Below are 12,623 nucleotides of genomic sequence, written 5' to 3'. Positions count from 1 at the left end.
TAACGGCTCAGCGCGTCGCCTGCGACCCCGGCCTTGCCGTGTCTGGCGTCTGGGATGCCTGGACGCCAGCCGGCGCCGGAAATTCCGTAACGCCAGCCGGCGTCTGGGACACCGTAACGCCAGCCGGCGTCTGGGACACCGTGACGCCAGCCGGCGTCTGGGCCGCCGGCGATGCGGGCCGGCGCAGTAGCACCGTGATCGGCACCAGCACCGCGCCCCGCTCATCCAGCCCGGCCGACCAGGCGAGGATAGCGGCGGTGAAGAACGGCGCGGGGTTGCCGAGCAGGCCGAGGGCGGAGCCGTTGCGCCTGGCCAGCGCCTCCAGCTCCACCAGCCGCCGCTCCACCTCGCTGCGGGTCTCGGAGGGATCGTCGAGCACCAGGTCCACGGTGCGGCCGAAGGCGCGGGCCGGGGTGGGGGCGCCGGGGCGCGGGTCCACGTACAGCAGGCCACGCGAGGTCAGCGCCGCCTGGATGATGCCCAGCATGTCGGTATTCGCCGCGAAGCGTTCGCCGCGCAGCCGGCCGAGCGCACCGATGGCGCCGACCTGGCCGCGGATACGGGACAGCGCCCAAGCCAGCCGCTCCAGATTCTCCTCCGCCGAAAGACTGGTGAGCAGGGCGCGGTCGCCCGGGTCGGCGTCCTGGCCAAAGCCCGCCGGCTCCAGCGGCAGCGCCACCAGCACCTCCATCCCGCGCGCCCGCGCCCGTTCCAGCAGGGGTTCGGGGCGCAGCGCGTAGGGGCTGAAGGCGAGGGTGACGGCGCCGGGCAGGCGGGCGATGGCTTCCTCGGAATGCTGCGCGAACAGGCCGAGATTGCCGATCACCAGCCCGATCCTCGGTCGGCGATCCGCGTCCCGGTCGAAGGCGCGGGCATAGGCGCGGATCGAGGTACGGCCATCCGGCCCCAGCTTCGGCACCATCCCGTGGCGGGACCGTTCGAGCATCTCCGGATCCGGCGGCGGGATTACCGGGTCCGCCGCTTCGCGCGCCGCGGCGGGCCTGGCACCCGGCGGGGTGGCGCCGGTCTGCGGGCCGGCGAGTGGCGGCGGCGGCGGGGCGGCGGGGGCGCCGGCCGCGGCCGGTGTGGCTGGGGGAAGGCTCGCAGGGGTGGCTGCTGCCAGCACGGCGGGCGCAGGCGGCTGCATTGCCAGCGGCGCCGCGGGGGCAGTCGCCTGACTTGGCTCTGCCGGCGTGTTCGGCTGGGCGGGCACCGCCGGAGCATTGGCTTGCGCCGCCTCCGCCGGTGTGCCGGCCCGCATCGGCTCCGCCGGGATGTTGGCCCCTGCCGGCTCCGCCGGAATGGTGGCCCCCGCCGGCTCTGCCGGTGTGCTGGTCCCCGCCGGCACCGCCGGTGTGGCGCCCCCTGCCGGCTCCGCCGGAATGGCCGCCAGCATCGGCTCAGCGGGTGGGCCGAGCCATTGCAGCGTGGCGGCGCCAGCGCCGAGGCCCAGCACCAGCACCGCCCAGAACAGCCCGAGCCGGCGCCGGGAGAAGGCGCTGGTCACCGCCGGTACGGCGCAGCCCGCTGCGCCGCCACCTCATCCGCGCCGCCGCCGGGCCGGCCTGCTGTCACAGCCTGGTCACCGCTGGGCGCGCCGCTGCGGCGCCGGGGCCGCGGCCATGCCACGCAGCAATTGCAGGGCCTGCTGCAGCTGGTGGTCGGTTTCCGGCTTGGTCGGGTCGAAGGCGGTCGCCCCTTCCGCAGGTTCCCGCACCACCCGCTCCACTACCCCGGCGGGCAGTTCCAGCGGCGGCAGCGGCGGCGGCGGCGTGGCTTCCGTGCTGCGGTCGCGTTCGTTGCGCAGCGACCGGCGCAGATCCGCCTCACGGTCCCGCTCGCGCGTGGCGGCGGTCGGGTCGGCGCGGGAGGCCAGGACCTCGATGTCCGGCTGGATGCCGGTCGCCTGGATGGAGCGGCCGGAGGGGGTGTAGTAGCGCGCCGTGGTCAGCCGCATGGCGCCGTTGCCGGGGATCGGCATGACGGTCTGCACGCTGCCCTTGCCGAAGGACTTCACGCCCATGACGACGGCGCGGCGATGATCCTGCAAGGCACCGGCGACGATCTCCGAGGCGCTGGCGGAGCCGGAGTTGACCAGCACGACAATCGGCAGCCCCTGCGCGATGTCGCCCGGGCGGGCGTTCCAGCGCTGCGCATCTTCCGGCCGGCGGGCGCGGGTGGAGACGATCTCGCCCTGGTCGAGGAAATCGTCGGTCACCTGCACCGCCTGGTCGAGCAGGCCGCCCGGATTGTTCCGCAGGTCCAGCACCAGGCCGCGCAGATTGCTGCCGGCCTGGTTCCGCATGGTGCTCATGGCGTTGCGGAGCGCGGATTCGGTGCGCTCGTTGAAGGAGGACAGGCGGATATAGGCGATGTCGTTGCCTTCCAGCCGGAAGCGCGCCACCTGCGGCCGGATCACGTCCCGGGTCAGGGAGATTTCCAGCGGCCGGGCTTCGCCTTCGCGCCGGATGGTCAGGCGGATGGTGCTGCCGCGTTCGCCGCGCATCTGCTCCACCGCATCCTGCAGCGACAGGCCCTGGGTGGATTCGCCGTTCAGGTGGGTGATCAGGTCGCCCGGCTTGATGCCGGCCCGGAAGGCCGGCGTCTCGTCGATCGGGCTGATCACCTTCACATAGCCGTTTTCCTGCGTCACCTCGATGCCGAGGCCGCCGAACTCGCCGCGGGTCTGCACCTGCATGTCCCGGAAGCTGCGCGGGTTCATGTAGGAGGAATGCGGGTCGAGGCCCTGGAGCATGCCGTTGATGGCATTCTCGATGACGTCCCGATCGGTGACGGGTTCGACATATTCGGCGCGGACGCGCTCGAACACGTCGCCGAACAGGTTGAGCAGCCGGTAGGTCTCAGCCCGGCCACCCTCCTGCGCCCAGGCCTGGATGCCCGGCACGGCCACCATCGGGCCGACCACCGCGCCGGCCAGGAAGGCCGCGCCGACGGCGCCCGCCATGCCCAGCCGCCGGCGTCTCGATACCGGCGCCCGTTCGGCCACCGGCCCTACCACCGGTTCCGCCACGCTACCCCGGCTCGGCATCCTGCCATCCCGGCGCACATCCTTGTTCCCAGACACGTCGCTCATGCGACCACCCGATCCTTGGGTCGCGGCCACGCTTGCCGCCGACCTGACCAAACATGCCTTCAGGAGATGACCCGAAGGTTACCCCCGCGCCGCAAACCACGGTCGCGGGTCCACTGGCTGCCCATTGCGGCGCAACTCCACATATAGGGAACCGCCGGAAGCGCCAGTGCCGCCGAGGATGCCGATCGGTTCTCCCGCCAGCAGCCGCTGCCCGGCCGAGGCGTCTAGCCGCTCCATCCCCGCCAGCACAAAATGGTAACCCCCTCCGCAATCCACAATCAACAACAGCCCGAAGGAACGGAACGGCGCAGCATAGACGGCCCGGCCATTGCAGGGCGAGACCACGCGCGCACCGCCGGCCGTGGCATAGGTCAGCCCGCGATGCGGCCCGCCCGGTGCGGCCTGGCCCCAGGCGGTGGCGATGCGGCCCGCCACCGGCAGCGCCCGGCCGCCGGACGGCACCGGCACCGAGGCCTGGCGCTGCGGCGCGTCGCGGGTGGATTGCGGGGCCTGCCTTTGCTGCCGCTCCGCCAGCCTCTGCTCCCGCTCCGCTTCGGCCGCCGCGCGTGCCTGTTCGGCCTGGCGGGCGGCGGCATCGGCACGGGCGGCGGCCTCACGCCGCTGGCGGTCGCGCTGCAGCCGCGCCAGCACATCGGCCAGGTCGCCGGCCCGTGCGGCCGCCGCCGCCGCCTGGGTGGCGGCGCGTTCTTCCGCGGCTTCGGCATCGCCCCGCCGGGTGCGCGCGGCGGCCAGCTCCGCCTCCAGCCCCGCCACCGCCTCCCGCGCCGCGCGCTCGGCGGCCTCCAGCGCCAGCGCTTCCCGCGCCGCCAGCCATTCGGCCTGCTGCGCGGCGGTCTGCGCTTCCCGCAGCGCGGTGGCTTCCTCCTCCAGCCGGCGGATCAGGCCGCGCAGCACCAGGGCGCCACGCAGCGCATCCTCCGGCTCGCCCGGAATCGCGAGGACGGTCTCGGCCGGGTACAGCGACATCCGCAGCATCACCGGCAGCAGCGGGCGCATGGCGGTGGCGCGGTCGGCGATCTCGCGCGCGGCGCGGGCGCCGGCCGCACGCGCCGCCTCAAGCCGTTCGGAAACGTCCAGCACCTCCGCCTCCGCCGCCTGGGCCAGGGCGGCGAGTTCCACCCGCCGGGCGGCCAGCGACACCTCCTCCTCCGCCAGGGCGCGGGCGCGGGCGGCGGCGGCCTCGGCTTCCTGGCGCCGCTGTTCGGCGGCCTGCTCCGCCGCCTGCAGGTCCCGTGCGGTGGGCTGCGCCTGCGCCTGCGCCTGCGCCTGCGCCTGGGCCGGGGCCGGGGCCGCCAGGGCGGCGAGCATCAGGGCAAGCATCCCCGCCGCGCGCCATGCGCCAGCCCGGAACGGATCGACTCTCGAAGCCTTCAAGCCCTGCACCCCCGCGCTGCATAGACCCCTGTCCCGCGCGGGGACAAGCGCGGATGGCTTGGCGCGCGGGCCGCGTGCTGCCATGTCACCAGAAGGGGCATCTGCGCCCCGCGAGAGGGCTGCATGGCAGAGGATCCGTACAAGGTCCTGGGCGTTGCCCGCGACGCGACGCCGGAGGCGATCAAGAAAGCCTACCGCAAGCTGGCGCGGCAGAACCACCCGGACCTCAACCCCGGCAAGCCGGAGGCGGAGGCGCGCTTCAAGGCCGCCTCGTCGGCGCATGACCTGCTCTCGGACCCGGACCGCCGGGCCCGCTTCGACCGCGGCGAGATCGACGCCGAGGGGCAGGAGATGCCGCCGCCGCGCCCGGCCGGCGGCTGGCGGCGCCATGCGGATGCCGCTTCGGGCGGGCGCTACGATCCGAATGTCGATCTCGGCGATTTCGGCGATGTCTTCGCCGACCTGTTCGCCCGGCAGCGGGCCGCCGAATCGGCGCCGCGGCCGGGGCGGGACATGGCCTACCAGCTCCGCGTGCCGTTCCTGTCCGCCGTGCTGGGCGCCACGGAACAGCTGGTGCTGCCGGATGGCCGCCAGCTGAGCGTGCGGATCCCGCCCGGCGTGGTCAGCGGCCAGTCGCTGCGGCTGCGCGGCCAGGGCGGGCCGGGGCGTAATGGCGGGCCGCCCGGCAATGCGGTGATCGAGCTGGAGGTGGCCGACCACCCGCTGTACCGCCGCGAAGGCTTCGACCTGCACCTGGACCTGCCGGTGACGCTGCGGGAGGCGGTGCTGGGTGGCCCTGTCACGGTGCCCGCCCCCACCGGCCCGCTGCGCGTCACCCTGCCGGCGGGCAGCGATACCGGCCGGGTGGTGCGGCTGCGCGGCAAGGGCGTGGCGGCGGAAGGCAACCGCGCGGCCGGTGACCTGTTGCTGACGCTCCGGGTAATGGTGGGCAAGCCGGATGCGGCGCTGGAGGCCTTCCTGCGCGACTGGAAGCCGGAACACCCGCAGAACCCGCGGGAGGCGATGGGGGAGGCCACGCCATGATGACGCTGGAGCTGGTCTGCGCACGCTTCCAGGGCCTGGCGCCGGAGGAACTGCGCGGCTGGGTCGCCGCCGGCTATGTCCGCGCCGATGCGGAAGGCGAGGCCCTGGTCTTCCAGGAGATCGACGTGGCGCGAATCGGCCTGATCCTGGACCTGCGCGAGACGCTGGCGCTGGAGGAGGAGCCTCTGGCCCTCGTGCTGTCCCTGCTGGACCAGATCTACGCGCTGCGCCGCCGCCTCGGCGAAGGCTGACCACCCGCAGGCCCTCAACCCGCTTGCGGGGGAGGGTTGGGCGGGGGGCAGCCCGCGCTACCGCAGCAGCGACCGCCCCGTCATCGCCGCCGGCTGCGCCACGCCGAGCAGCGCCAGCAGCGTCGGCGCGATATCCGCCAGGCGGCCATCGGCCAGCGTCGTCCCCTGCGGCGCATTCATCAGCAGTACCGGCACCGGGTTGGTGGTGTGCGCGGTATGCGGTCCGCCCGTCACCGGGTCGCGCATCAGCTCCGCATTGCCATGGTCCGCGGTGACCAGCAGCCGGCCGCCGGCGGCGCGGATCGCCTGCGCGATGCGGCCAAGGCCCTGGTCCACCGCCTCGCAGGCCTTGATGGCGGCGGCCAGGCTGCCGCTGTGGCCCACCATGTCCGCATTGGCGAAGTTCAGCACGATCAGGTCGTACTTCCCGGATTCGATCGCCGCAACGCATTTGTCGGTCAGCTCCGGCGCCGACATCTCCGGCTGCAGATCGTAGGTCGCGACCTTGGGGGAGGCGACCATGATGCGGTCCTCGCCGGGATAGGGTGTCTCCTCCCCGCCATTCAGGAAGTAGGTGACGTGCGGGTACTTCTCCGTCTCCGCCATGTGCAGCTGGGTCAGCCCGGCGGCGGAGACGACAGCGCCGAGGATGTCCTCCATCGATTGCGGCGGGAACAGCGCCGGCAGGAAGGGCGCCAGGGCGCTGCTGTATTCCGTCATGCTCGCGGTGGCGGAAAAGCGGATGGTGGGGTCGGCCTCGAAGCCGGCGAAGGCGGGATCGACCAGGGATGCCATGATCTCCCGCACCCGGTCCGCGCGGTAGTTGAAGCACAGCAGCCCGTCGCCGTGCTGCATGCCGGCGAAATCGCCGATGACGCTGGCGGGCAGGAATTCATCCGTCTTGCCCGCCGCATGGCCCGCGGCGATCGCCGCCTGCGCCGTGGCGAAGCGGGCGCCCTTGGCCAGCACCATCACGTCATGCGCCTGGCGCACCCTTTCCCAGCGATTGTCGCGGTCCATGGCGAAGTAGCGGCCGCAGATGGTCGCGATGCGCGCGCCCTCGGGCAGCGCGGCCTCGAATTTCCCGATGAAGTGGGGGGCGGATTTGGGGGCGGTGTCGCGGCCATCGGTCCAGCCATGCACCCGCACCTGCAGCCCCGCCGCCACCGCGGCCCGGGCCAGCGCCAGCGCATGGTCCTGGTGGCTGTGCACGCCGCCCTCGGACAGCAGCCCCATCAGGTGCAGCACGCCGCCGGCCTCCTTCGTGCGTGCCACCAGGCGGGTGAAGGCGGGCAGGGTGGCGATGGAGCCGTCGGCGCAGGCGGCATCGATGCGGACCAGGTCCTGCATCACCACGCGGCCGGCGCCGATGTTCAGGTGGCCCACCTCGGAATTGCCCATCTGACCCTCCGGCAGCCCGACATCGCGGCCGGAGGTGCACAGGAAGGCGCGCGGGCCTGCCTGCCACAGCGCGTCGAAGACCGGGGTGTTCGCCTGCACCACCGCATTATCCGCCGCTTCCTCCCGCCAGCCCCAGCCATCCAGGATCGCGAGCATGACGGGGCGGTGGGCGGGTGCGGGCATCGGGCATGGTCCTCGGCGGTGGTCGGGCTGGCTCTACAGCAAGATCGTCATGGAAAGAAACGCTGCGGCCAGGGGCATTGGTTTGTTACGATCATCGGTGGAGCAGGGGGGATGCACTATGGAAACCACCGTGTACTTCGCCACCAACCGCAACCTGGACGTGGATGAGGCCTTCGGCTTCGGCAACCAGTACAATCCGGACGGCCCCTATTGCGTGCGCTACGGCGCGGCCCAGGTGGCGGTGCCGAAGGACCGGCTGAATGGCCGATACCGCCTGGTATCCGTCTCGGTGGCCGCGGAATCGATCCCCGGCCTGGGCGCCGCGCCGGATGCGCCGGTGATCCGTGGCTCCGACACCATCTTCGACGCGCTGCGCGACCGGCTGCGCGCCACCGGGGCGGATCTACTGATCCTGCTGCACGGCTTCGGCTGCAGCTTCCAGGACAGCCTGGAACGCGCCGCGCATCTGCGGGAGGTCTATGGCACCGCGGCGCGCCCGATCGAGGTCGCGGTCTTCGCCTGGCCGACGGATGGCCGGACCCTGGTGCCGGATGGCACCGAGCTGTTCAAGCTGGCCTATTTCAACGACCGCACCGATGCCGAGGCGTCGCGGGAGGCGATCGCCCGTTCGCTGCGCCGGATCATCGATTATTTCCGCCACCTGCCGCCGGAACTGGCCTGTGGCCGGCGGATGCACCTGATGGCGCATTCCATGGGCAACTACGTGCTGCGCCACGCGGTGCAATCCTTCGCGCGGGACTTCAAGCCGGGCGGCATGCCGCGGCTGTTCGAGAACATCTTCCTGATGGCGGCGGATGAGGATGACGACGCCTTCGAACTGCCGCACAAATTCGCGCGGCTGCCGGAGCTGGCGGCGGCGGTGCATGTGTATTTCGCGGCGAATGACGCGGCGCTCGGCATCAGCGACATCAGCAAGGGCAATCCGGACCGGCTGGGCCAGGCCGGCCCGCGCACGCTGACCGACCTGCCGCGCAAGGTGGTGCTGGTGGATTGCGCGGCGGTGTCCGATATCGACGGGCTGACGGATGCCAACCACCAATACTACCGGTCGCGGCGGGAGGTGGTGGAGGATGTGCAGGCGGTGCTCGCCGGCCTGCCGCCGGACCAGGTGAAGCAGCGCGTCTTTGCCGCCGCGGCACGGGCCTTCCGGCTGGTGCCGCGGGCGCGCCGCAAGGGCTGATACCAGATCCCGGTGATCGTGACCGATCACCGCCTCAGTCGTGCCGCAGGCACGCCAAAAGGCCTCAGTCGTGCCGCAGGCACGCCAAAAGGCCTCAGTCGTGCCGCAGGCACGCCAAAAGGCGTGACGGCGCCGGCATCCGCCGGCTTGGCTAAGCGCCACCTGGCGCGACGGCCATGCGGCCGCTCGCCCGCCATTCGGCGGGCGCAGGTTCCCATCAATGGGATTTGGCATGAACGCGCTTCAGCCGGAACGGGCGCGCAGCTCCGCCATCTCCGCCCGCAGCGCGCGGATCTCGGCCAGCAGCATCTGGTTGTCCGCATGCGCCTCGCTGCGCACGGCATCTGCGGCGGCCTGGGTCGCCGCGACATCGGCGCTCTCGCGCTGGGCGCGCAGCGTCTGGATGCTGTCCACGATCACGCCGATGAACAGGTTCAGCACGACGAAGGTCGCGATCAGAATGAAGGGCACGAAGAACATCCAGGCCAGCGGCTGCACCGCCAGGATCGGCCGGACATTGGCCTCGGACCAGCTCTCCAGCGTCATCATCTGGAACAGGGTGTAGAGCGTGAGGCCGAGCGAGCCGAAGCGCTCCGGCAGGATGTCGCCATACAGCTTGGTCGCCATCACGCCGAAGACGTAGAAGATCAGCCCCATCAGCAGCACGATGCTGCCCATGCCGGGAAGCGCCGCCAGCATCGCCTCCACCACATGGCGCATCGACGGCACGGCGGAGATCAGCCGCAGCACGCGCAGCACCCGCAGGGCCCGCAATACGGACAGCGCGCCGGTGGCGGGTGCCCAGGCGATGGCGACGACGATGATGTCGAACAGCCCCCAGGGATCGCGGAAGAAGCGGCCGCGGAAGGCGTAGATGCGGAAGGCGATCTCCGCGGTGAAGATCCACAGCAGCGCGGTATCCACCACATGCAGCAGGCCGCCCCACTGCGCCATGATGCTGTCGGAGGTCTCCAGGCCCAGGGTGATGGCGTTCAGGATGATCAGCCCGATCACCACCTTCTGGAACAGCGGCGTAAGGACAAGGCGGGCGGCACGCGCGCGTGGCGAGGCGCCGGCATCGGCCGGCGTCATGACTTCCTGCATCGATCAGAGGTTCCGTTTCGGTGGCGCAGGGAACCTCTGGAGGTTCCCTGTGGGCGGCGCAGGGAATGGCGTTTCCCCGCGCCGCATTCAAGCCCTCGGAACGGTTACATGAGAATTGCCGGCACGCCGAAGATGGCGCGGTGGAAGTGCAGCAGCGCCGCCCATAGCAGCAGCCCCACCAGCGGCGGCATCAGCCCGATTTCGCGCAGCACCAGGTGGTTCCGCCCGGTGGCGATGGCGGCGAAGGGGATGATGGAGGTGCGCGCGGCGAAGCCCGGCCAGCTTTCCGGGTGCCGCGCCGCCAGCTTGGCGTCGATGGACGGCATGCCCGCCAGCGCCGTCACCAGGAAGGCGCCGAAGAACACCAGGGAGGCGGTGTCGCCATTGCCGAGGATGTGGATGCCGGCCCACAGCGCGAAGGACCACAGCATGGGGTGGCGGGTGATGCGCTGGATGCCGCGCGGCTCCTCCCCCAGCCCCTTGCCGCCGACCGCGGTGGGGTTGCGCTTGTGGCTGGCCATGAACAGCACCAGGGCCGGCAGCATCAGCACGGCCAGGACCCAGCGCAGCCCGGGGCCGGCGAACCACAGCGGCGTCGTCTCCGCCGCGCGCCAGGCCATCACCAGCAGGATGATGGAAACGACAGAGGTAAGGGAGAAGCCGATCATGAAGGCCCTCTCCCCCACCGCGGCGACCACGCGGCCGCGCAGCGCGGTGCCGGAGATGCCGACATGGACACCCACCCAGAGCAGGGCGGCGAGGATCAGCAGGGTCATGGCGCAGGCGCTCCGGCGATTGCCGGCGCACTCAAGCAGGGCGCCACGCCCGATGGTAGGGGTGGTTTGTGCGGATCGCCTGCACGCGGAACAATTGTTCGGCCAGCAGGCCGCGCACCAGGAAATGCGGCCAGGTCAGCTTGCCGAGGGACAGGCGATGATCGGCGCGGTCCAGCACCGCCTGGTCCAGCCCCTCCGTCCCGCCGATCAGGTAGCAGACCGGGCGGGCGGCCTCGTCCCATCGGGTGACGAGGGCGGCCAGCGCCTCGGTCGTCGGCGCCGTGCCGCCGAGGTCGAGGGCCACGACGAAGGCCGCCTCCGGCAGCGCGGCGAGCAGTGCCGCGCCTTCCCGCCGGCGGATCTCCGCCGGGTTGGCGCCCTGCGCCTCCGGCAATTCGGTCACCGCCAAAGCGGGCCGGAGCCGGGCCGCATGCTGTTCGAACAGCGCGCGTTCCGGCCCCGGCTTCATCCGCCCGATGGCGATGAGGCGTGGGCCCCTACTCGTCGTCGTCTTCCTCGATGCCAGGCTCGGGCACGGAGCCGTCATCGGGCAGCGGGGTGCGGTCTTCCTCCTCATCCACCGTCGCGGCGGGGCTGTCGGGGCCCCACATCCGCTCCAGCCCGTACAAGGTGCGGGCTTCGGGCTTGAACAGGTGGACCACCAGGTCGCCGGCGTCGATCAGCACCCAGTCCGGGGAGGCCTGGGTGGCATCGCGGCGCAGCTTGAGGCCTTCCTTCTCGAAGGCGTCCTCCAGATGCGAGGCCATGGCCTGCATCTGCCGGTCGGCCAGCGCGGTGGCGATCACCAGGCAGTCGGCGTAGTCGGCGCGGCCGGTGACATCCAGCACGACGATGTCCTCCGCCTTGTCGGCGTCGAGGCTTTCCTGCGCGGCGGCGACCAGCCGGTCCAGCAGCGCGGGCTCCACCTTCTGGCGTTCCGCACGGCGCGGGCGCGGGGCGGTGGCGGGTGCCGCCGCTTCCTCGGCCGACGGCGCGGCTGCCTCGTCCTCGCCTTCGGCCGGCGCAACGGCGTTCGCCTTGGGCTTGCGCGTGGCGCGACGCTTGGCGGGCGGGGCCGGCTCGGCCTCAGGCAGGCTGTCCGCACCAGATTCCGTGCCAGCTTCGGTGCCGGAGTCGGTGTCCGGGGCAGCGGGTTGCTCGGCCTTCGCCTTGCGCGGCGCGCGGAGCTTGGCCGGCTGCGCGGCCTCGGCCGGCATGGGCGCGGCGAGTGCCTCGGCGGGTGCATCCGTGGCGGTGTCCGCGGCCGGCTTGCGCGCACGCCGCTGCTTCACCGGTGCCGCCTCCGGCGCCACAGGCTCGGCCTTGCGGCTGGCGCGCGGCTTTGCTGCGGGCTTCGCGGCGGACTTCGCAGCGGCCTTCGGCTTGGCGGCGGGCTTCGCGGCAGCCTTGGGCTTCGCGGCGGACTTCGCAGCGGCCTTCGGCTTGACGGCGGGCTTCGCAGCGGCCTTCGGCTTTGCTGCGGGCTTCGCAGCGGCCTTAGGCTTGGCGGCGGGCTTCGCGGCAGCCTTAGGCTTGGCGACGGGCTTCGCGGCAGCCTTAGGCTTGGCGACGGCCTTCGCGGCAGCCTTTGGCTTTGCGGCGGGCTTCGCGGCAGCCTTAGGCTTGGCGGCGGGCTTCGCGGCAGCCTTAGGCTTGGCGACGGCCTTCGCGGCAGCCTTCGGCTTTGCGGCGGGCTTCGCGGCAGCCTTCGGCTTGGCGACGGCCTTCGCAGCGGTCTTCGGCTTGGCGGCGGATTTCGCAGCGGCCTTGGGCTTTGCGGCGGGCTTCGCAGCGGCCTTCGGCTTTGCGGCGGGCTTCGCAGCGGCCCTCGGCTTTGCAGCGGGCTTCGCAGCGGCCTTCGGCTTTGCAGCGGGCTTCGCAGCGGCCTTCGGCTTGGCAACGGCCTTCGCAGCGGCCTTCGGCTTTGCGGCGGGCTTCGCAGCGGCCTTTGGCTTGGCAGCGGGCTTCGCGGCAGCCTTCGGCTTCGCAGCAGGCTTCGCAGCAGGCTTCGCAGCGGCCTTCGGCTTTGCCGTGCGGGTGGCCGTGGTCGTGCGTGCGGCGACAGCGCGCGGGCGCGGCGTCACAGTTTCCACGTCCGGCGTCTCAGGGGTTTTCGGTTTGCGGGCGATGGCCGCCTCCTCTCCACGAATGCATTGCAGCAGGCTGTAGCACAA

Annotated in this window: 12 protein-coding genes; 4 read left to right on the top strand and 8 right to left on the bottom strand. The window is 72.2% G+C overall.

All coding sequences use genetic code 11. The annotated features are described in order from the left end of the window. Positions 1-7: 7 nt before the first annotated feature. The 3 genes from HB662_RS29925 to HB662_RS10325 all read right to left on the bottom strand — a co-directional run bounded on the left by HB662_RS29925 (position 8) and on the right by HB662_RS10325 (position 4,423). Positions 8-1,507 (bottom strand): divergent polysaccharide deacetylase family protein, encoded by a 1,500-nt coding sequence (locus tag HB662_RS29925; RefSeq protein ID WP_168049651.1) that lies wholly within the window; start codon positions 1,505-1,507, stop codon positions 8-10. A gap of 75 nt (positions 1,508-1,582) precedes the next feature. Then, positions 1,583-2,965: a S41 family peptidase gene (locus HB662_RS10330; RefSeq protein WP_168049650.1), complete on the bottom strand. Its 1,383-nt coding sequence runs from the start codon at positions 2,963-2,965 to the stop codon at positions 1,583-1,585. Between the two features lie 207 nt (positions 2,966-3,172). Then, positions 3,173-4,423 (bottom strand): murein hydrolase activator EnvC family protein, encoded by a 1,251-nt coding sequence (locus HB662_RS10325; RefSeq protein ID WP_168049649.1) that lies wholly within the window; start codon positions 4,421-4,423, stop codon positions 3,173-3,175. A gap of 189 nt (positions 4,424-4,612) precedes the next feature. Between HB662_RS10325 and HB662_RS10320 the strand changes: the two genes are divergently transcribed. Together HB662_RS10320 and HB662_RS10315 are read left to right on the top strand one after the other, a co-directional pair. Beyond that, positions 4,613-5,533 carry a DnaJ C-terminal domain-containing protein gene (locus HB662_RS10320; RefSeq protein WP_168049648.1) on the top strand — a complete coding sequence of 307 codons (921 nt, stop codon included), beginning with the start codon at positions 4,613-4,615 and terminating at the stop codon, positions 5,531-5,533. Further along, positions 5,530-5,784, top strand: coding sequence for a chaperone modulator CbpM (locus HB662_RS10315; RefSeq protein WP_168049647.1), 255 nt, complete (start codon positions 5,530-5,532; stop codon positions 5,782-5,784). Before HB662_RS10320 ends, HB662_RS10315 begins: the two co-directional genes overlap by 4 nt. Before the next feature lie 57 nt (positions 5,785-5,841). Here the strand turns inward: HB662_RS10315 and gpmI are convergent, their stop codons facing one another. Further along, positions 5,842-7,368 carry a 2,3-bisphosphoglycerate-independent phosphoglycerate mutase gene (gene gpmI, locus HB662_RS10310; RefSeq protein WP_209443218.1) on the bottom strand — a complete coding sequence of 509 codons (1,527 nt, stop codon included), beginning with the start codon at positions 7,366-7,368 and terminating at the stop codon, positions 5,842-5,844. Positions 7,369-7,486: 118 nt separating this feature from the next. On the opposite strand from gpmI, the gene HB662_RS10305 reads away from it, so the two are divergent. Further along, on the top strand, positions 7,487-8,569 hold the full coding sequence (locus HB662_RS10305; RefSeq protein WP_168049646.1) for an alpha/beta hydrolase: 1,083 nt from the start codon (positions 7,487-7,489) through the stop codon (positions 8,567-8,569). A gap of 243 nt (positions 8,570-8,812) precedes the next feature. On the opposite strand, the gene HB662_RS10300 is transcribed toward HB662_RS10305, so the two are convergent. The 4 genes from HB662_RS10300 to rsfS all read right to left on the bottom strand — a co-directional run bounded on the left by HB662_RS10300 (position 8,813) and on the right by rsfS (position 11,741). Beyond that, complete coding sequence (locus tag HB662_RS10300; RefSeq protein ID WP_168049645.1) at positions 8,813-9,673, bottom strand: ion transporter; 861 nt, start codon at positions 9,671-9,673, stop codon at positions 8,813-8,815. A gap of 104 nt (positions 9,674-9,777) precedes the next feature. After that, the gene (locus HB662_RS10295) at positions 9,778-10,449 is read right to left on the bottom strand and encodes an NnrU family protein (protein ID WP_168049644.1); all 672 of its coding nucleotides are present in this window, start codon (positions 10,447-10,449) and stop codon (positions 9,778-9,780) included. A 31-nt stretch (positions 10,450-10,480) separates the two neighbouring features. After that, complete coding sequence (locus HB662_RS10290; RefSeq protein WP_168049643.1) at positions 10,481-10,996, bottom strand: 23S rRNA (pseudouridine(1915)-N(3))-methyltransferase RlmH; 516 nt, start codon at positions 10,994-10,996, stop codon at positions 10,481-10,483. Beyond that, positions 10,947-11,741, bottom strand: coding sequence for a ribosome silencing factor (gene rsfS, locus HB662_RS10285; RefSeq protein WP_342449483.1), 795 nt, complete (start codon positions 11,739-11,741; stop codon positions 10,947-10,949). Before rsfS ends, HB662_RS10290 begins: the two co-directional genes overlap by 50 nt. 31 nt (positions 11,742-11,772) lie before the next feature. Here rsfS and HB662_RS29690 point away from each other — a divergent pair, with 31 nt between their 5' ends. Next, positions 11,773-12,618: a hypothetical protein gene (locus tag HB662_RS29690; RefSeq protein WP_168049421.1), complete on the top strand. Its 846-nt coding sequence runs from the start codon at positions 11,773-11,775 to the stop codon at positions 12,616-12,618. Positions 12,619-12,623 lie beyond the last annotated feature (5 nt).

The sequence above is a fragment of the Falsiroseomonas frigidaquae genome, from assembly GCF_012163145.1.
GTDB lineage: Bacteria > Pseudomonadota > Alphaproteobacteria > Acetobacterales > Acetobacteraceae > Falsiroseomonas > Falsiroseomonas frigidaquae.
This window is presented reverse-complemented; position numbering and strand designations above follow the sequence as displayed.